The 18,945-nt window shown below is 60.9% G+C and carries 16 protein-coding genes; 12 read left to right on the plus strand and 4 right to left on the minus strand.

Annotated features, from left to right (window positions below; all coding sequences use genetic code 11):
* Positions 1-64: 64 nt before the first annotated feature.
* From D3Z90_RS11740 to D3Z90_RS11770, 7 genes are all read left to right on the plus strand, one after another.
* Entirely contained in the window at positions 65-1,102 is a 1,038-nt protein-coding gene (locus D3Z90_RS11740) for an ABC transporter substrate-binding protein (protein ID WP_136475950.1), read from the plus strand.
* Between the two features lie 72 nt (positions 1,103-1,174).
* The gene (locus tag D3Z90_RS11745; RefSeq protein ID WP_136475951.1) at positions 1,175-1,936 is read left to right on the plus strand and encodes a class II aldolase/adducin family protein; all 762 of its coding nucleotides are present in this window, start codon (positions 1,175-1,177) and stop codon (positions 1,934-1,936) included.
* Positions 1,937-2,031: 95 nt separating this feature from the next.
* A complete protein-coding gene (locus D3Z90_RS11750; RefSeq protein WP_136475952.1) occupies positions 2,032-2,676 on the plus strand; it encodes a TetR family transcriptional regulator C-terminal domain-containing protein in 645 nt (214 codons plus the stop codon).
* Positions 2,677-2,747: 71 nt separating this feature from the next.
* Positions 2,748-3,464: a response regulator gene (locus tag D3Z90_RS11755; RefSeq protein WP_136475953.1), complete on the plus strand. Its 717-nt coding sequence runs from the start codon at positions 2,748-2,750 to the stop codon at positions 3,462-3,464.
* Between the two features lie 5 nt (positions 3,465-3,469).
* Positions 3,470-4,243 carry an ABC transporter substrate-binding protein gene (locus D3Z90_RS11760; RefSeq protein WP_136475954.1) on the plus strand — a complete coding sequence of 258 codons (774 nt, stop codon included), beginning with the start codon at positions 3,470-3,472 and terminating at the stop codon, positions 4,241-4,243.
* The gene (locus D3Z90_RS11765; RefSeq protein WP_136475955.1) at positions 4,240-6,495 is read left to right on the plus strand and encodes an ATP-binding protein; all 2,256 of its coding nucleotides are present in this window, start codon (positions 4,240-4,242) and stop codon (positions 6,493-6,495) included. The genes D3Z90_RS11760 and D3Z90_RS11765 overlap by 4 nt, the downstream gene beginning before the upstream one ends.
* Positions 6,496-6,697: 202 nt before the next feature.
* Positions 6,698-8,101, plus strand: a complete 1,404-nt coding sequence (locus D3Z90_RS11770; protein ID WP_136475956.1) for an amino acid permease — start codon at positions 6,698-6,700, stop codon at positions 8,099-8,101.
* A gap of 63 nt (positions 8,102-8,164) precedes the next feature.
* On the opposite strand, the gene D3Z90_RS11775 is transcribed toward D3Z90_RS11770, so the two are convergent.
* A complete protein-coding gene (locus D3Z90_RS11775; protein WP_136475957.1) occupies positions 8,165-8,494 on the minus strand; it encodes a hypothetical protein in 330 nt (109 codons plus the stop codon).
* Between the two features lie 181 nt (positions 8,495-8,675).
* A complete protein-coding gene (locus D3Z90_RS11780) occupies positions 8,676-10,010 on the minus strand; it encodes an MFS transporter (RefSeq protein ID WP_136475958.1) in 1,335 nt (444 codons plus the stop codon).
* Between the two features lie 161 nt (positions 10,011-10,171).
* On the opposite strand from D3Z90_RS11780, the gene D3Z90_RS11785 reads away from it, so the two are divergent.
* Positions 10,172-11,272, plus strand: coding sequence for a sugar diacid recognition domain-containing protein (locus D3Z90_RS11785; RefSeq protein WP_136475959.1), 1,101 nt, complete (start codon positions 10,172-10,174; stop codon positions 11,270-11,272).
* Between the two features lie 103 nt (positions 11,273-11,375).
* Positions 11,376-12,527, plus strand: a complete 1,152-nt coding sequence (locus D3Z90_RS11790; RefSeq protein ID WP_136475960.1) for a glycerate kinase — start codon at positions 11,376-11,378, stop codon at positions 12,525-12,527.
* Here D3Z90_RS11790 and D3Z90_RS11795 read toward each other — a convergent pair.
* Positions 12,517-13,470: a site-specific integrase gene (locus tag D3Z90_RS11795; RefSeq protein WP_168198462.1), complete on the minus strand. Its 954-nt coding sequence runs from the start codon at positions 13,468-13,470 to the stop codon at positions 12,517-12,519. The genes D3Z90_RS11790 and D3Z90_RS11795 overlap by 11 nt on opposite strands.
* 87 nt (positions 13,471-13,557) lie before the next feature.
* Positions 13,558-14,541 (minus strand): flavin reductase family protein, encoded by a 984-nt coding sequence (locus D3Z90_RS11800; protein WP_136475962.1) that lies wholly within the window; start codon positions 14,539-14,541, stop codon positions 13,558-13,560.
* Between the two features lie 197 nt (positions 14,542-14,738).
* On the opposite strand from D3Z90_RS11800, the gene D3Z90_RS11805 reads away from it, so the two are divergent.
* From D3Z90_RS11805 to D3Z90_RS11815, 3 genes are read left to right on the plus strand one after another with little or no spacing between them, the layout of a single operon-like run.
* Positions 14,739-16,448, plus strand: coding sequence for an FAD-dependent oxidoreductase (locus tag D3Z90_RS11805; RefSeq protein WP_136475963.1), 1,710 nt, complete (start codon positions 14,739-14,741; stop codon positions 16,446-16,448).
* Positions 16,449-16,456: 8 nt separating this feature from the next.
* Positions 16,457-18,178 carry an FAD-binding protein gene (locus D3Z90_RS11810; protein WP_136475964.1) on the plus strand — a complete coding sequence of 574 codons (1,722 nt, stop codon included), beginning with the start codon at positions 16,457-16,459 and terminating at the stop codon, positions 18,176-18,178.
* Positions 18,175-18,933, plus strand: a complete 759-nt coding sequence (locus D3Z90_RS11815; RefSeq protein ID WP_136475965.1) for an SDR family oxidoreductase — start codon at positions 18,175-18,177, stop codon at positions 18,931-18,933. Before D3Z90_RS11810 ends, D3Z90_RS11815 begins: the two co-directional genes overlap by 4 nt.
* Positions 18,934-18,945: the final 12 nt, after the last annotated feature.

Consider the following 18,945-nt stretch of genomic DNA (forward strand, 5'->3'; position numbering starts at 1 on the left):
CGTACCTCACCAACAACAAGAAAAAGGACCGCCTCCCACGCGGTACCAGCATGAGGAATCACCGATGACATCGAATCTGCTCAAACTCTCACCCTGGCTGCTTGCCCTTGGTCTTGGCAACGTCCAGGCGGCGCCGGACATGGTCGTGGTCGCTTACGGCGGTGCCGGCCAGAAAGCTCAGGATGCGGCGATCTTCCAGCCATTCAGTGCCCAGGACGGCAGTAAACTGATTCAGAGTGAGTACAACGGTGAAATGGCCCGGATCAAAGTGATGGTCGATACTGGCAACGTCGACTGGGACCTGGTGCAGATCGAGGGTCCGGACCTGATGCGCGGCTGCGAGGAAGGCATGTACGAACATCTCGACTGGGCAAAGATGGGGCATGCCGAACAACTGATTCCCGATGCCGCGCAGGAGTGTGGCTCGGCGGTGCTGGTGTGGAGCGTGGCGATTGCCTACGACCGCAATAAGCTGGCTCAGGCGCCCACCTCATGGGCCGACTTCTGGGATGTCCAGAAAACCCCCGGCAAGCGCGGTCTGCGCAAGCGTGCGGTGTACAACCTGGAATTTGCCCTGATGGCCGACGGGGTCAAGGTCGAGGATGTCTACAAAGTGCTGGCGACCAAGCAAGGTGTCGATCGGGCCTTTGCCAAACTCACTGAGCTCAAGCCCTATATCCAGTGGTGGGAAGCCGGTGCGCAGCCGGCGCAGTGGCTCAGCGCCGGTGACGTGGTAATGACCTCGACCTACAGCGGTCGGGTTGCGGTCGCGGCGCAGCAGGGCAGCCCTATGGCGCTGGTCTGGCCAGGTAGCCTGTATGGCATGGACTACTGGGCGATCATCAAGGGGTCCAAGCATGTCGATCAAGCCAAGCGCTTGATTGCCTTCGCCAACCAGCCTGATACCCAGGTGCGTTATGTGAATGAAATTCCCTATGGGCCGACCAATACGGTAGCAGCCGCGAAGCTGGATTCGACCCTGGCCAATTGGGTACCTACCTCCAAGCAAAACCTTGAGGGGGCCTTGGCGATGAACGTCGAGTTCTGGGTCGACCACGGTGACGAACTGGAAGAACGCTTCAACGCCTGGGCCAGCAAGTAAATGCCGATGGCTGGACACCAGCCGGTGTCCAGCCCTATTGTCTGGCCAGCCCTTTGCCTGAGAACAACAACAATGAATCCGACTGAAACTGAATTGCGCTTGCGCGAAGAACTGGCGGCCTGTTACCGGCTGATCGCGCACTTTCGCATGACCGATTTGATCTTCACCCATATCTCGGTGCGTATTCCCGGCCCCGAGCATCACTTCCTGATCAACCCCTATGGCTTGATGTTCGATGAAATCAGTGCCTCCAACCTGGTCAAGATCGACCTGCAAGGCAATGCCGTAGAGCCCTCGGCTTATCCGGTAAATCCGGCAGGCTTCGTCATCCACAGCGCCATTCATGGTGCCCGGGAAGATGCCCAGTGCGTGTTGCATACGCACACCAAGGCCGGTTGCGCGGTAGCGGCGCTCCAATGCGGGCTGTTGCCGGTCAACCAGATTTCCATGGAGTTCTACGGCAGGGTCGCGTATCACGACTATGAGGGCGTAGCCTTGGACATGGACGAGCAGCAGCGTCTGGTACACGACCTTGGCGACAAATCGGTACTGATGCTGCGCAACCACGGCCTACTGACCGTGGGGGAGAGCGTCAGCCAGGCGTTCCTGCGTATGTACTATCTGGAAAAAGCCTGCGAGATCCAGCTCGCGGCGCAAGCTGCGGGAGAGATCGTGTTGCCGTCGGACGCGGTCTGCGCCCATACCGAGCGCCAGTTCAACGAGCCAGCCCGGGTGCTGAAGCAAGGGGAGTTGAGCGATCCGGATGGCATGCAACTGGCGTGGGCGGCGTTGCTCAGGCTGCTCGATAGAGTGGCACCGGGCTATCGCGACTGAGTGAGAGTTGTTGTACAGTTGTTCAACAGTGTCGAGGGGCTTGCGCCGGAGCGGGCCTGCCTCACGATCACCCCCATTCCCCACGAGACCTGCCGATGTCCCAGGAAGCCCGTTACAGCCGTATGGTGCCGGAGTTGCGCAAGGCCAACCTGGTCGAAGCCACCTTGGTATGTTTGAAACGCCATGGTTTTCAGGGCGCCTCCATTCGCAAGATCTCGGCCGAGGCGGGCGTGTCGGTGGGGCTGATCAGCCACCACTATTCGGGTAAGGATGAGTTGGTAGCGGAAGCCTATATGGCCGTTACCGCCCGGGTCATGGGGCTGATCCGTGAAGCAATGGCCCAAGCCGCACCCAACGCACGCGAGCGCCTGTCGGCGTTCTTTCGCGCATCGTTCTGTGCCGAATTGCTCGACCCGCAACTGCTCGATGCATGGTTGGCATTCTGGGGCGCGGTGAAGACCGCCGAGGCCATCAATCAGGTGCACGATCACTCCTACGGTGAGTACCGCAACGAGCTCGGTCGCTTGCTGGCAGACCTTGCCAGACAGGAAAACTGGCAGGCTTTCAATGCCGATCTGGCTGCTATCAGCCTGAGCGCCTTGCTCGACGGTCTATGGCTGGAGTCCGGGCTCAATCCCGGCACCTTCACGCCCGAACAAGGTGTGCAGATTTGCGAGGCATGGGTCGACGGTCTGCAAGCGGGGGGGCGTAAGCGTTTTACCCTGACCGAGGGCTGTTGATCGATTGTTCAGTAATGGGTACGCTGCTGTCGCGAGTTAAATAACAACGACTATAAAAGAGACAACACGCAATGACGCCTCGGGTACTGATCGTCGACGACGATCCGCTTATTCGCGACTTGCTGCACGCCTACCTGTCTCAGGAAGGCTACGACGTTCACTGCGCCGACACCGCCGAGCAAGCCGACAGTTTTCTCGCCAGCCACAGTGTTGACCTGGTTATGCTCGATATCCGCCTGCCGGGTAAAGATGGCCTGACCTTGACCCGCGAGCTGCGGGTGCGTTCGGAAGTCGGCATCATCCTCATCACCGGACGCAACGACGACATCGACCGCATTGTCGGCCTGGAATGTGGTGCCGATGACTATGTGATCAAGCCGCTGAACCCCCGTGAACTGGTATCACGGGCCAAGAACCTGGTGCGCCGCGTTCGCCATGCCCAGGCTTCGAAACCGCTGGCTGCCAGCAGCCATGCGCTGAAACAGTTCGCCGATTGGGCACTGGACACCGACCGCCGCCGGTTGATCGACCCCCAGGGTGGCGAAACGCTGCTGACCCATGGCGAATTCCAATTGCTCAGCGTGTTCCTGCGCAACAGCGGCCACACCCTGAGCCGCGACCAATTGATGGACCAGATCCGCAACCGTGAATGGGTGCCCAACGACCGCTCCATCGACGTGCTGGTCGGTCGCCTGCGGCGCAAGCTGCATGATGATCCGGCTGAGCCACACCTGATCATTACCATTCACGGCGCCGGCTACCTGTTCACCGCCAGCGTCGCGGCCTGACCAGCATGCTGCGCTGGTGGGGCCTGGTAGTCCTGTTGCTGGCACCGTTGCTGCAGGCTGGCGAACGTATTCGCTATTGCGACTACCCAGTGTATCCACCGATTTCCTGGAGTGACGGCAAGCATGTGCGTGGGCTGGCGCCAACGGTGGTGCGCGAGTTGTTCGGGCGCCTGGGCTACGAGGTCGAGATGGTCGTGCTGGGCAATTGGAAGCGCTGTCTACTCGACGCCGCCGAGGGCCGCGTGGACGTGGTGCTGGCCTACAACAGTGACCAGCGTGATCAGAACATGCGCTTTTCCAGGGTGCCGGTGCTGCGCGAAGAAGTCGCGGTGTTCGTCAACCGTCAGCGGCCGGTGAAATTCGAACGGCTGCAGGACCTGGCGGGCTACCGCGGGGGCTTGTTGTTCGGTGAAAGCTACGGCGCACAGTTCGACCAGTTCGTTGCCAGGCAGCAGAACATCGAATGGGTGTCGTCGAGCCAACAGAATTTCGGCAAATTGATTCGCGGGCGGATCGACTTTGTCATTCAGGAACGTCGCACCGGGCAGTTGTTCATCGAACACCTGCCGGGTGCCGAAAATATTCAGGCGCTGCCAGCCGCCCTGAGCGTGGATTACCTGCGCGTTGCAGTTTCGCGTCACTCACCCTTGAGTCAGCATATGGCACAGATCGATGAGCAATTGCAGCGCATGACCGACGCGGGCGAGATCGAACGCTGGCTGCATCAGAGCGAAGTAACCTACCGTGACATGACCAACTTGCCGGCAGATGCGCGATGATCCGCCTGCAGCCTGATGGCCTGTTGCGTCGGCTCCTGCTGTTTATCCTCTTGTTCAGTTTATGCTTTACCGTCGTGGCCAGTACGGTTCAATTGTATTTTGAGTACCGCCGTGAGATGCGTGACATCGATGCCCGCATGGCGTTGATCCGCGTCGGCTACCTGGCCAGCCTGGAACGTAGCTTGTGGGACCTCAATCAGGAGCAGATCAGTGTGCAATTGCGTGGCCTGGTGGACTTCTCCGACGTGGCCCGGGTGCGTCTGATAAGCAGCGATTTCAACCTGCTCCAAGGCGAGGCCAACCCGCCGGGACCGCTGCGTATTGAGCGATTCCCGCTCGACTTCCAGCCGCCCTCGGGGCCTGTGCGTCACCTGGGTGAGCTTGAAGTCAGCATCGACCTGGGCGCTGTGCATCGACGCTTGTTCGCCACCGGACTCACCAGCCTGTTATGGATGAGTGTGTTTCTGTGCGGCCTGGCGGTGGCCTTGTCGGGGCTGTTCTATCGGTTGGTCACCCGTCACCTGCAGGTCATGGCCGAGTTTGCCCGCCGCGTCGGGGCCGGTGACTGGCAGGAGCCGTTGCGCCTGGACAAGCGGCGCTCGGCGCGTTTCGATGAAATCGACACCGTAGCGCATGCTCTGGACGACATGCGTCGGGCCATTCTCAGTGATATCGAACGGCGCGAAGTCGATCGTCTGGCGTTGCAGGACAAGCGCGATGAACTGCAGAAAATGGTCGAGCGGCGTACTGCCAGTCTCATGCGCGCCAAAAACGAGGCAGAAGCCGCGAACCTCGCCAAGTCGCGCTTTCTGGCGACCATGAGCCACGAACTGCGCACCCCTCTCAATGGCATTCTGGGCATGGCCGAGCTGTTGCGTGGTGCCGAGCTGGAGGGGCAGGACAGCAAACGTCTGGATGCTTTGTACAAGGCCGGCGAAGGGTTGCTCACCATTCTCAACGAAGTGCTGTACTTCGCGCGTCTGGAGGAAGGCGAAAGCCATCCTGAATCTGTCGATTTCTCTCTGCGTCAGCTGTGCGACGAGGTCATGACCTTGCTCGAACCCAGGGCGCTTGCCAACACCAGTACGCTTGGATGTGACATCGATACGAGGCTGGCGGCACGCCAACATGGCGCCGAGCAATTCCTGCGTCAGGTATTGAGTAACCTGCTGGTCAATGCGATCAAGTTCACCGAGCAAGGCCAGGTCAACCTTGAGGTGCAGGTGCTCGGCGAGCAAGACGGCGAGCAACAGCTGCGGGTGAGTGTCACCGACAACGGTATCGGGATTGCCGAGGCCATGCAGGCGAAGATCTTCGACCGCTTTACCCAAGCCAGCGAAGCCGTGGCGCGGCGCTACGGCGGTACCGGCCTGGGTCTGGCGATCAGCAAGCACCTGGTGGAGCAACTGGGCGGTAAGATCGGCTTGCACAGCGTAGAGGGGCAGGGCAGTTGCTTTTGGTTCGAACTTAGCCTTGCCCCCGGACAGCAACAGGCGCTGGCACTGCCAGTGGCGCCTGTAGTTGCTGCCCTGGATGTGCTGGTCGTCGAAGATGTGGCGTTGAACCGAGATGTGGTTCAGGGATTGCTCAAGCGCGATGGCCATCAGGTCTGGCTGGCAGCGGATGCGGAGCAGGGCATGGCATTGTGCCGTCAGCAGCGATTCGATCTGATCCTGCTCGATGTGCATTTACCCGGTATCAGCGGTGTCGAACTGTGTCGCCGGCTACGTGCAACGCCGGGGCTGAACCGTCATTCACGTATACTGGCGCTGACTGCCAGTGTACAACCGGCGTTGGTGCAGGGGTTCCTTGAGGCGGGTATGCAAGGGGTGCTGAGCAAACCACTGAAACTGGAAAATCTGCGCCAGGCACTGGCCGCCGAGGGGCCTCTGCCTGAAGCGGATGTCGAGGACCAGGACCTCGACCAGTCGCTGTTACAGACCCACCGAGAACTGCTCGGGGAACAAAAACTGCAAGGGTTGCTGGCGGTGTTGCAGGGCTTGATAACCCAGCACCAAGGCGTGCTGGCCGAGGCGCTGGCAGCGCAGGACTGCACCGAGGTTGCGCACTTGGCCCATCGCCTGGCGGGCAGTAGCGACTCGCTGGGGTTCTGTGGCCTGGCGCGGATGTTGCGCGCCCTGGAAGAGGCGGCAATGGCACGTGACATAATAGCGCTCGAGCGTTTGCATGAACCGCTACTCGCGCAGATTCAGCGAGCCCTGCAGTTGTTGGAGCAGTTGCTTCGACGCTGATGTACAAAAAACTTACGACTTTTTACATCTTCGATCTTTACGTACAACCGCACCTTACATTGCTTTCCAATAATCGACGCTAACCGCTGCACGCGGTCTTCGAAGCTTATTGGAGATAATAATAATGAACTGCCGTATAGCTGATCCGTCCCCGCGCCACCGTATTTCCCTTTCGCTTTTGCGCCACTGCTGAGGTGCCGACATGAGCGAATCAACCGATCGTAAAGGCATACACCTGACGCGGGCTCTTAAGAGCCGACACATTTTCATGCTGTCGCTGGGCGGTGTGATTGGCACCGGCCTGTTCATGGGCTCGGGGGTGACCATTAACCAGGGCGGGCCTGTGGGGGCGATCCTGGCCTACCTGGTGGCAGGTTTCCTCATGTATCTGGTGATGGTCTGCCTCGGCGAATTATCGGTGCAGATGCCGGTATCTGGCTCATTCCAGGCCCACGCCACCAAATACATCGGTCCGGCCACCGGCTTCATGATCGGCTGGGTCTACTGGATGAGCTGGGCGACCACGGTCGGCCTGGAGTTCACCGCCGCTGGCATGTTGATGGTGCGCTGGTTCCCCGAGGTCCCGATCTGGTACTGGTCGGCATTGTTCGTGGTGGTGCTGTTCGGCCTCAACGCCCTGGCTACGCGCGCCTTTGGTGAGGCGGAGTACTGGTTCTCGGGCATCAAGGTCGCGGCGATCCTGGGCTTCATCATCGTCGGTGTACTGGTGATTTTCGGTGCTATCCCGCTGACCAGTGGTGAGCCGGCACCGATGATGAACAATCTGATTGGTGATTCACTGTTCCCCAACGGCTTATCGGCAGTATTCGCCGTGATGATGACCGTGGTCTATGCCTTCCAGGGGTGCGAGATCATGGGCGTGGCGGCCGGTGAAACCGACCAACCGGAAAAAAGCATTCCACGTGCGGTACGCAACGTGGTGTTTCGCGTGTTGATCTTCTATGTGTTGGCCATTGTGGTGCTCTCGGCCATCGTTCCGTGGCAGCAGGCCGGTCTGATGGAAAGCCCGTTCGTGCAGGTGTTCGACATGGTCGGCATCCCTTACGCGGCTGACTTGATGAACTTCGTGATCCTCACGGCGATTCTCTCGGTGGGCAACTCCGGGTTGTATGCCTCGACGCGTATTCTCTGGGCGATGTCCAAGACGGGCATGGCGCCCAAGAGCTTGTCGCCGCTGAGTAAGCGAGGTGTGCCGTTGCGGGCGTTGAGCATTACCCTGTGCTTTGCCCTGGTGTCGCTGATGACCAGCTTCATCGCGGCCGACACGCTGTTCATGGTGTTGATGGCGGTAAGCGGAATGTCGGGTACCGTGACCTGGATTGTCATTGCCCTGGCGCAATACCGGTTCCGCCGTGCCTTTCTGGCTGAGGGTGGCAAACTGAGCGACCTCAAGTACCGAGCGCCGCTGTACCCGCTGGTACCATTGCTGTGCATCACGTTGTGCAGTTCGCTGTTCGTGTTCCTGGCACTGGATGAGACACAGCGGCCGTCGCTGTACTGGGGTTTTGGCTTCATCGCCGTGTGCTACGCGGCGTATTTCGTCATTAACCGCAAACGGCAGGTGGTGTTGGCGCCTTCGGTATAACGCCGGTATGACGGCGGTGTTCGATCAAACGGGCTCCGCCGTCGCCGTTGTCTTGGGTAACTGTCATCCTTGTTTCTGGTCTTCTGTCAGCCCGTTGAACCAGTCCACATAGGGTGTGTTCTCGATCTTGTAACGGTTGTAGTCGGGGGCGCCGTCAGTCCACCACACGGGGCCTCGCTCTCCCAGGGCAACCTTGGCGGCCTGCACTTGTTTGCGCGCGTTGGTGAGCAATGGAGCGTCATGGGTTGCCTTGGCTTGTCTGATCTGGCGGCGGGCGCTCATCAGGCTGTCGACGAGTCGTTGGCGCTGCTCCTGGGACAAGCCGGGGTTGCTGCATCGCCACAACTGTCCCTGGATGACGAGGTAGCGACGGTCGGGAGTGATTGGAAACATCGCAGGATACTCGCAATGGGCTATCTATCATCAGAACGGATTAGCCGATGATTAATTCCATTTCTGATAGCGAACCACCCGTTCGAGCATTGGCGTAACGACCGTGGCAAGGTGATGTTCGAGTAAGGGCAAGTGCTGAACAAGCAGGCCGGTCCACTACGACCGGCCTCTTTAGTCACCTTCAGTTAGCCTGTTCGCCCACTGTGCCGAGCGTGCGCACGCGTGATACGCGCAATGCCACCAGGCTGCCCACCACGATCAAGGCGGCCAGCGAATACAGCGCTGCATCGGTTGAACCGGTTTGGTCCTTGATGAAACCAACCAGGTACGGGCTGAGGAAGCCTGCCATCTGCCCGACCGAGTTGATGATTGCCAGCCCTGCCACCGCAGTGCCGGCACTGAGCAAGGCGGTCGGCATCGGCCAGAACATGGGCAGGCCGGTGAGGGCGCCCATGGTGGCAATGCTCAGGCCGATAATGGCAATCACCGGGTTATGCGCGAAGTTCACCGCAATCAGCAGCCCCAGCGCGCCCATCAACATGGGCACGACCAAGTGCCAGCGTCGCTCGTTGCGCAGGTCTGCCGAACGGCCCACCAGCAGCATGAAGACCCCCGCCAGCAAGTAAGGAATCGCGCTCAGCCAGCCAATTAGCAAGGCGTCGCTGAAACCCAGGCTCTTGATGATCGATGGCAGCCAGAAGTTGATCGCATACACGCCGCTCTGGATGCAGAAGTAGACAAAGCCGAAAGTCCAGATGATCGGGTTGCTGAACACCGACAACAGGCTGTCGCTGGTGGTCACTGGTTTGCTTGCCGCATCGGCGTCAAGGTCGCTTTTGATGAGCTGACGCTCGGCCGGGTTCAGCCACTTGGCGGTGGCGTAACCGTCGCTGAGCAGGAAGATCGCAAGGAAACCAAGCAGTACGGTGGGCAGCCCCTGGATCAGGAACATCCATTGCCAGCCGGCCATGCCATGTTGGCCGGCGGCGAAGTGGTTGAGGATCCAGCCGGAAAACGGACCGCCCAGCAAGCCGGAAACCGGGATCGCCGACATGAACAGAGCCATGATCCGACCACGGCGCGTGGCCGGGAACCAGCGCGAGAGATACAACACGATGCCGGGGAAGAAGCCTGCTTCAGCCGCACCGGTAAACAGGCGCAGGGCATAGAATTCCATCGGTGTAGTTACAAACAGCAGGCAGGTCGATAACGTGCCCCAGACAATCATCATCAACGCAATCCAGCGTCGTGGACCAAAGCGGTTGAGCGCCAGGTTGCTGGGCAGGCCGCATGCCACATAGCCGATGAAGAAGATCCCGGCGCCGAGGCCGTAGATGGTTTCGCTGAACTTCAGCGCATCAAGCATCTGCAACTTGGCAAAACCGACGTTCACCCGGTCCAGGTAGTTGAACAGATAGCAGATGAAGATGAAGGGAATCAGTCGCCAGGTAATGCGCCGGTAAAGGGCATTGCGGGCGACGTCTTGGCCTTGGTCAGGGGCAGAGCTGTATGACATGATTCTCTCTCTGTTTTTATGTTTATCGCCGCAGTCAGCGTCAATGTGGCTGCTGCGACGAGTCTCAGTGAGCGGGCCGTGGCTGTCTTTGTGCTTTTGCACAGCAAATCGACTGACCTGCTGTGCCCCGGACCAACTGTTGCGATAACAAGGATCCTCTCATGTTCGAACTGGACCATGATCTGGCGCAGGATATCGTCGATCGGGCGATGGCCATTCTGCCGTGTAACGTCAACGTCATGGACAGTCAGGGCCTGATCCTCGGCAGCGGCGAGCCGGAGCGCATCAACACCCGCCACGAGGGCGCGCAGCTGGTGTTGGCCAATGGTCGCATCGTCGAACTTGATGTCGAGGCCGCCAAATGCCTGAAAGGGGTGCAGCCGGGAATCAATGTCCCCTTGTTGCTCGACGGACGCTTGATGGGGGTGCTGGGGCTTACCGGTGACCCGCAGCACCTGCGAACCTACGCGCAACTGGTGTGCATGACCGCGGAAATGCTCCTGGCTCAGCGCCACCTGCAGGTGGAGCAGCAATGGCGACGACAACGCTGTGACGATCTGCTCGCGTTGTTACTGGGCGGTTCGGGCGATTCGCCGCGTCTGCTCGACGAGGCCCGCCAGTTGGGGCTCAAGCCGCAACTGGCGCGCGTTCCATGCCTGTTCGAACTGGACAACGGGCCTGCAGCCGAAGAGTTGGCCAGCTGGTTGATGAGCCGTTACCCCGACAGTTGGTGTGTGAGCCCGGCGCGTCACTCATTGCTATGGTGCCGCCCGGCCAATGTTGCCATGGACGAGTCGCGGCTGCTGGAACGGTTGCAGCGTCATGGCTGGCAGGTGCAGCGCCTGGCAACAGGTCTGCCCGCCCAAAGCATCGAACAATTGCGCCGCGGCTATCGACGCGTGCGAGACCTGCTGGCCTATGGTTGCGAAGTGGTGCCGGGCGAGCAAACGCTCACGCTGCAGCGTTACCGGCTGCCGGCATTGCTGTGGCGCCACCGCAACGATGATGCCCTGGATGAGCTGCTCGAACCCCTGCAACGCATCCGCGCCAAGGACAACAGTGGTCAGCTACTGGCGACACTGCGCGCCTGGTGCGCCCATGACGGGCAAAGCCAGGCCTGTGCCGACGCCCTGGGAATTCACCGCAACAGTTTGCGTTATCGCCTGGAGCGTATTGCCGAACTGAGCGAGGTCGATCCGCTGCGCCTGGACGGCATGCTGAGTTTGTACTTGGGCTTGCAACTGCTGCCGGTAAACGCCTGATTGGCAAACTGCCCAATGCACACATGCAGATTTTGTGCATCCGCCAGAAGCCCGCGCACGCGCTAGCTGTCAGCATGCAACGAACTGGAGCAGGAGAACCCCCATGAAAATCGTCATCGCCCCCGACTCGTTCAAGGACAGTCTCAGCGCTGAAGGTGTGGCAGATGCCATCGCCTTGGGTCTGGCCCAGGTCTGGCCTGACGCGCAGTTGCTCAAGCGGCCGATGGCCGATGGTGGTGAAGGCACCATGGAGGCAATTATTGCGGCCTGTAGTGGTGAACTGCGTCGTCAGCACGTACAAGGCCCGCTGGGCGAGACAGTGCAAGCCGGCTGGGGCTGGTTGGCCGACAGCCACACGGCGATTATCGAAATGGCCCAGGCCAGCGGCCTGCAGTTACTCGGCCTTGGACAGCGTGACGCGTGCCGCAGCAGCACCTTTGGCACCGGCCAGTTGATCAGCGCTGCCCTCGATGCCGGTGCGCAGCGGATCATTCTGGCGATCGGCGGCAGCGCCACCAACGACGGTGGCAGCGGCATGCTCAGGGCCTTGGGCGTGCGCCTGTTCGACGCGCAGGATCAGGCGCTGGCCGAGGGTGGCCTGGCGTTGAGCCAACTGGCGCGCCTTGATGCCAGCGCGCTGGACCCGCGCTTGGCCCGGGTGCAGTTGGAAGTTGCCGCCGACGTTGATAACCCGCTGTGCGGCAGCAATGGCGCGTCGGCTATCTTCGGCCCCCAGAAAGGCGCCAGTCCTGATCAGGTGCTGATGCTGGACAAAGCCTTGGGGCACTTTGCCGATCACTGCGCAGCGTGGCTCAACGAAGACGTGCGTGACTTTCCAGGCTGCGGTGCCGCTGGCGGCATGGGCTTTGCGGCAAAGGCGTTCCTGCAGGCGACCTTCCGGCCGGGTATCGACGTGGTCGCAGAGTTGGCCGGCCTGGAATCGGCCGTGCAAGGCGCTGATCTGGTGATTACCGGGGAAGGGCGCTTCGATGCGCAAACATTGCGGGGCAAAACACCCTTCGGTGTCGCTCGGGTTGCCAAGCGCCACGGTGTACCGGTGCTGGTCATCGCCGGAACCCTGGGAGAAGGTTACCAGCAATTGTACGGCCACGGCATTGACGCTGCGTTCGCTGTGACCAGCGGGCCGATGAGCCTCGAACAGGCGTGTGGTAATGCCGCAGAGTTATTGCGGGATCGTGCTGGCGATGTTGCGCGCTTGTGGTCGTGTGCCCATCAATCAGCGCCTAACCGATGATTGCAGGCTGCTCGAGTGGCTTGTCGAGCACAGCCAGTTCGCCGAAAGAGGCCGAGGCATCGATGTAGCGCAACGCCGACTTGGCGTCTTTCCAGCCGACGTAGCTCATCAATGCCTTGATCTCCCAGCCGTTGCTGGTAGCCCAGGTGGCAAAGCCGCGGCGCAACGAGTGGCTGGTATATGAAGAAGCCGAGATCCCGCTGCGTTCCAGGATGCGCCGCAACAAGGCGATCAGGCTGTTGCTGTTGAGCGCAGCCTCATTCAGGTTGCCCCAGCGATCGAGTTTGCGGAACACCGGGCCGTGCGCGATGCCTGCCACTTCGATCCATTGCAGGTAGGCCTGCACTGGACACAGCACTTTCAGTGCTGGCGCCTGATGGCGAGTGCCGAGTGCCTGGCGGTCAGCTTTGCTTCGTGGCAAGTAAATGTGCATGCCTTTGCCGGCCTGAGCTTGAATATGTTCGACGTGCAGACGAGCCAGTTCATCGCCGCGAAAACCACGCCAGAAGCCGATCAGCAATAACGCCACATCGCGTCGAGCCCGCAACAGCTCGGGCAGGTGGTGACGCTCGCGGGCCTGGCGGGCTTCTTGCTCCAGGAACGCAATGGCTTGCTGCAAGTGCTGGATTTGCAATGGCGCCGCTTGCCGGGGTTCGGCCGGGTGCAGGGTTCGAATACCCTTTAGCACCTGGCGTACCACCGGTGCCTTGGTCGGATCGGGAAAACCCTGGCTGACATGCCACTGCCCAAGCGCCGCCAGGCGCTGTTTGAGGGTACTGATTGCATGGGTGTCAGCGTGGTCGGCCAGGTAGCGGGCAATACTGTCGGCGGTGGCGGGAAGAAAGCCACCCCAGCTTACTTCGAAGTGCTGGACCGCCGCTTGGTAACTGCGTCGGGTGTTGTCGCGGGTGGCCGCCTGAAGATAGCGCTCGATGGTGTTCATTACCCGCCTCGGTGCTCGAGGCTGAAAATGAGAGGCCTCGAGCGCCATGCATTGTAAAACAGTTGCGGGCCAAGCGGTGAGTGCGCGTCAGCGCGGCGCCCACAAGTCGGGCAGACCTGGGTCGCTGACCACGATCAGACGCTTGAGCAACACCTTCAACGCCTGAGCGTCAGCCGGGCCCAATTTAACTGACAAATCCTCCTCGACCAGCTTGGCCAGGGCCAATTGTTGCAGCGATGCTTCGCGGCCGTTGGCGGTAAGCACAAAGCGCTGTTGGCCTGGACCCCCTTCAATGGCTACCAGATTCTGTCGCTCAAGGAAGCGCATGCTTGGCAGTGTCACTTCGTGACCGGTGTAGTTCACGAAGGTGTTGATCTCTTCCAGACTGAGGTTGTCGCGGATGCACAGCACCGAGAGAATGAAAAACGCCTGTTCATCCAATTGTTGGTTGTTCAACAACAGGCGCAAAGCGTTGAGCAACTGATAGTGCGCGCGTCCCAGCAAATAGCCAAGCAGGTCTTCGGTGTAGCTGCACTCGGGCGGCGGTGGGGTGGTAGCCAGGCGCAGTTCGCTGCGCGGTTTGCGCATGGCCAGGGCGTACTGGCCGCTTTGGAACGCCAGCGGCGCACGCTCACTGTGATCGAATGCCAGCACCTCGCCGACAAAAATCACGTGATCGCCGCCTTCGTACTGGAACGCGGTGCGGCACTGAAAGCGCGCGGTGCAGTCCTGTAGCAAGGGGGCTTCGCTGATGCCGCTGTCGAACTGGATTTCGGCGAACTTGTCCTCGCCCTGAGTGGCAAAACGGCCAGACAGCGACTCTTGTTCGGTAGACAGCACGTGCACGTTCCAGTGTTTGCCGGTGCTGAATACCGGCAAACTGCGGGCTTTTTTCGACAAACTCCAGAGCACTAGCGGCGGATTGAGCGATACCGAGTTGAAACTGTTGGCGGTGATTCCCACTGGCGAGCCGTCTTCGGCCTGGGTGGTGATGATAGTGACCCCGGTGGTGAACGTGCCCAGCGCATTGCGGAAGGCTTGAGGGTCGAAACCGATGTTTGGCGTAGCCATGACATGTCCTCATGGGGTGGGATTTCGTGGTGCCAGTATTGGGCGCGGGTCTTGTCTACACATCGTCTTAATGGACTAACGCTTTTTACCGTTGAGGCCAGCCCTGCGCGGCGTTGCATCTAGTCCGCTTTGACGATGAGCACGGTCTGCGCCGGGTCGATGATCCACACTGAATTTCAGCCAATGGCATAACAACAATGACTGCTCAAGTTCAGGCTCCAACTGTCTATGACGTGATTGTGGTCGGCTCAGGCGCTGGGTCGATGGCCTCGGCGGTGTTTCTCGCCGACCAGGGGTTCAGCGTGCTGATCGTGGAAAAGAGCGACAAGTACGGCGGCACTTCGGCGATTTCTGGCGGCGGGATCTGGATTCCCAACAATCATTACTTCGCCCGCAAGGGTGGGGCCGACAGTGCCGAACAGGCCTTGACCTATTTGCAGGCGGCCGCCGGTGAACAGGTGGGCGAGGAGCGCTTGCGCGCCTATCTCGACAACGCGCCGAAGATGATTGAAACCCTCACCCGTACCAGCCGTGTGCGCTACGCGGTGGCCGACAAGTACCCGGATTACTACCCGCACCTTCCGGGTGCCTTGCCAGGTGGCCGCACCTTGGACCCTGAACCGTTCGACACCAGTGAACTGGGCGATGAACTGAACAATCTGCGCAAGCCTTCACCCACCACCTTGCTCATGGGGCGCATTGCCTGGACCGCACGCGACGCCCACAAGGCCATGGCCCGTGGTTTTGGTTGGCAGTTGCTGATTCTCGGTTTGATGCTGCGCTACAAACTGGACTTCAAATGGCGGCGCAAAAGCAAGTACGACCGTCGCGCGGCGCTGGGCAGTTCGCTGGTCGCTGCGCTGCGGCGCTCGTTGATGGACCGCAATGTGCCGCTGTGGTTGAACACCGATTTCACCGGTTTGCTTAGCGATTGCGAGCGCATTGCTGGCGTCAACGTGATGCGAGACGGGCAGCCGCTTACGCTTCGGGCACGTCTCGGGGTCATCCTCGGCTCCGGTGGCTTCGAACAGAACCAGGCATTGCGCGAACAGTACCTGCCGCAGCCTACGCGCATGGCCTGGAGTGCAACCCCGCCGGGCAACAATACCGGCGCAGCGCTGCAGGCCGGGATCGCCCAGGGCGCGGCAACAGCGCTGATGGACTGGGCATGGTGGGCGCCAACCATTGCCGTACCGGGTGAGGACAAACCACGTGGCATCTTTGCCGAACGGGCATTCCCCGGTGCCATTGTGGTCAATGGCCACGGCCAGCGTTTCGTCAACGAGGCCGCGCCGTACCTTGAGTTCGTCGACGCTATGTACCGCGACAACCAGGTAACCGGTGGCCACAGCGTGCCAGCCTGGGTGATTTTTGACGGCCACTTTCGCCAGCACTATGCCATGGGCCCGCTGATGCCGGCACAGGTGATGCCCGACAGCCGCTTGCCCAAGGAGTGGCGCAACACCCTGTACTTCAAGGCCGAGACCTTGGCCGAGCTTGCTCGGTCGATCGGTGTAGACGCTGATGGCCTGGAGAATACCGTGGCCAAGGTCAACGACTATGCGCGCAACGGTACAGACCCGGACTTTGGCCGCGGCGGCAATGTCTTCGACCGCTATTACGGCGACAGCAATATCAAACCCAACCCGTGCTTGGCGCCGCTGCGCAAAGGGCCTTTCTACGCCATGCGCATGGATGCTGGTGACATTGGCACCAAGGGTGGCCTGTTGACCAACGCCGACGCCCAGGTGGTACGCGAAGACGGCCAGCCGATTGACGGCTTGTATGCCATTGGCAACTGCTCGGCCTCGGTGATGGGCACCAGCTATCCCGGTGCCGGCGGCACCCTGGGGCCGGCGCTGACCTTCGCCTTTATCGCCGCCAACCACCTCGCCAGCCAACGTTAGGAGCCACCATGCAGCCAATAAACAAGGATTCAACCTGCAGCACCATCCTGGCACCCTTGCGAGTGAGCGACAGCAAGCTGTTGAAGTGGGACGATCTGTGCGATGTGCTGGTGATTGGCTGGGGCGCTTCGGGAGCCTGCGCGGCCCTTGAGGCGCGGGCCAATGGCGCCGACGTGTTGATCGCCGACCGTTTCACCGGTGGTGGCGCCAGCGCTAAAAGCGGTGGCGTTGTCTACGCCGGGGGAGGCACCCGCCAGCAGCAGGCCGCCGGCATCAGCGACAGTCCACAAGCGATGTTCGATTACCTCAAGCACGAAACCTGCGGGGTGGTCAGCGACAGCACGCTGCGCCGATTCTGCGAACAGAGTGTGGCCAACCTGGAATGGCTGCAAAGCCACGGTGCGCCGTTCGGTCACCAGATGCCGCCCGGCGGGAAGACCTCCTATCCTGCAGATGGCTATTTTCTCTATTACTCCGGCAATGAGTTGGTGCCGTCGCATACCGGTACGCTGGCCCCGGCAGCCCGCGGTCATCGTACAGTGGGCAAAGGGCAGTGCGGCGCTGTGCTGTACAGCCATCTGCAGTCAGCCTGCCTGAAAGCGGGTGTCCGTCCGCTGTTGCAATCGGCGGCGCGGCGCCTGGTGCAGGACGGCGAAGGCCGGGTGATCGGTGCCGAGTTGTGGCGCTTGCTGCCGGGTAGCGAGGCGGCCAAGGCCCATACGCGGCTGATGGCACGCGCCGAACGCTGGCAAAACCTCGCACCCGGCTACTGTGACAAGTTACGCCAGCGCGCCACTCGCCTGGAGCGAGAGCACGCCCAGGCATACCGGGTGCGCGCACGGCAGGGCGTGGTGCTCAGTACTGGGGGCTTTATCTTCAACCGAGAGTTGATGCGCGAGCATGCACCCGCCTATCGCCGCAACTTCAAGGTCGGCGCCACCGGTTGCGATGGCAGCGGCCTGCGCCTGGGGCAAAGCGCTGGTGCCGCCAGTGCCGGGCTTGAGCGTGTTTCGGCATGGCGCTTTATCAACCCACCGCATTGTTGGCCCGAAGGCATCGTGGTCAATCGCGATGGTAAGCGCTTCTGCAACGAGGAAGTCTATGGGGCCACGCTTGGCCAGCCGCTGATGGAAGAGCAGGGTGGGCGCGCCTGGTTGGTGCTCGATGCGCGACTGCGGACCAAGGCGATCAGGCAGGCGCTGTTCGGTGGCTATTGGTGGTTCCAGGCTTTACCGGCACTGGCCTTGATGTTGTTCAAGCCGCGCAAGGGCAAGACCCCGGCGCAACTGGCCAAGGCTGCCGGTATGCAGGTCGATGCCTTGAACCAGGCGCTGGCGCGCAACAACAGCGCCGCCCGAGGCGAGTGTGAGGACGAGTTCGGCAAGTCCACCGGCTGTCGCGAGGTGCTCGATCAGGGGCCGTTCTATGCCTGTGATATTTCCGTTGGCAATCCGATTTTCCCCCTCGGGGCGTTGACCCTCGGCGGCTTGAAAGTGGACGAAGACACCGGCGCGGCGCTGGACAGCAACGGTCAGCCGATTGCCGGTCTGTACGCCGCCGGACGCACGGCGCTGGGCATTCCGTCGCACCTGTACATCAGTGGCCTGTCCTTGGCGGACTGCGTGTTTTCCGGGCGCCGGGCCGGTTGCGCCGCCGCTTCAGTGAGGGTTTCAGAGGCGGGCCTGCCCCGCGATACGGCGCAAGCAATTCCAACGAGGACCGGTATATGAGTGGACGAGTACAGGGCAAAGTTGCCTTGGTCACAGGCGGCGCAAACGGTATTGGCCGCGCTTGCGCACGGTTGCTGGCGGCAGAAGGCGCGCAGGTGGTGATCAGCGACATTGATGAACAAGCAGGCCAGGCCCTTGCCGCCGAGATAGGCCCGGCCGCCGCCTTTGTTCGTCACGATGCCAGCAGTGAAAGCGACTGGCAGCAGGTGATGGCCTATTTGCGTGATCGGCATGGGCGCCTGGATATTCTGTTCAATAACGCGGGCATCCTGCGCAGCGGCTCGATTGAAGATACGTTGCTGGATGACTGGCATCGGGTACTGCAGGTGAACAGCGACAGCGTGTTTCTCGGCTGCCGTGAGGGCATTGCGCTGATGAAGGCAACGGGTGGCTCGATCATCAATATGTCATCTATTGCAGCGTTGGGTGGGCGCGGTGATTACCTGGCCTATAGCGCTTCCAAAGGCGCAGTGGCGGCTTTGTCGCGTTCGGTGGCGGTGCATTGTCGCCAGCGCAAGTACCGTATTCGTTGCAATACCTTGCACCCGGACAGTGTACTCACCGCTATGACGCGCGGTAGTTGGCCGGCAGGTTTGGCCCCTGAGCGGATGACTATCGACAGCGATCCGATGCAGCGCATGTGTCTACCAGAGGATGTCGCTGCCAGTGTGTTGTTCTTGGCCAGTGATGAGTCGCGGGCGATCAATGGGGTTGAGTTGCGGGTCGACAGCGGGCAGTTGCTGATGAGTATTTAGGGCCGTGCCTGG

Origin of the sequence: Pseudomonas sp. DG56-2 (assembly GCF_004803755.1) — a bacterium.
Classification (GTDB): Bacteria; Pseudomonadota; Gammaproteobacteria; order Pseudomonadales; family Pseudomonadaceae; genus Aquipseudomonas; species Aquipseudomonas auratipiscis.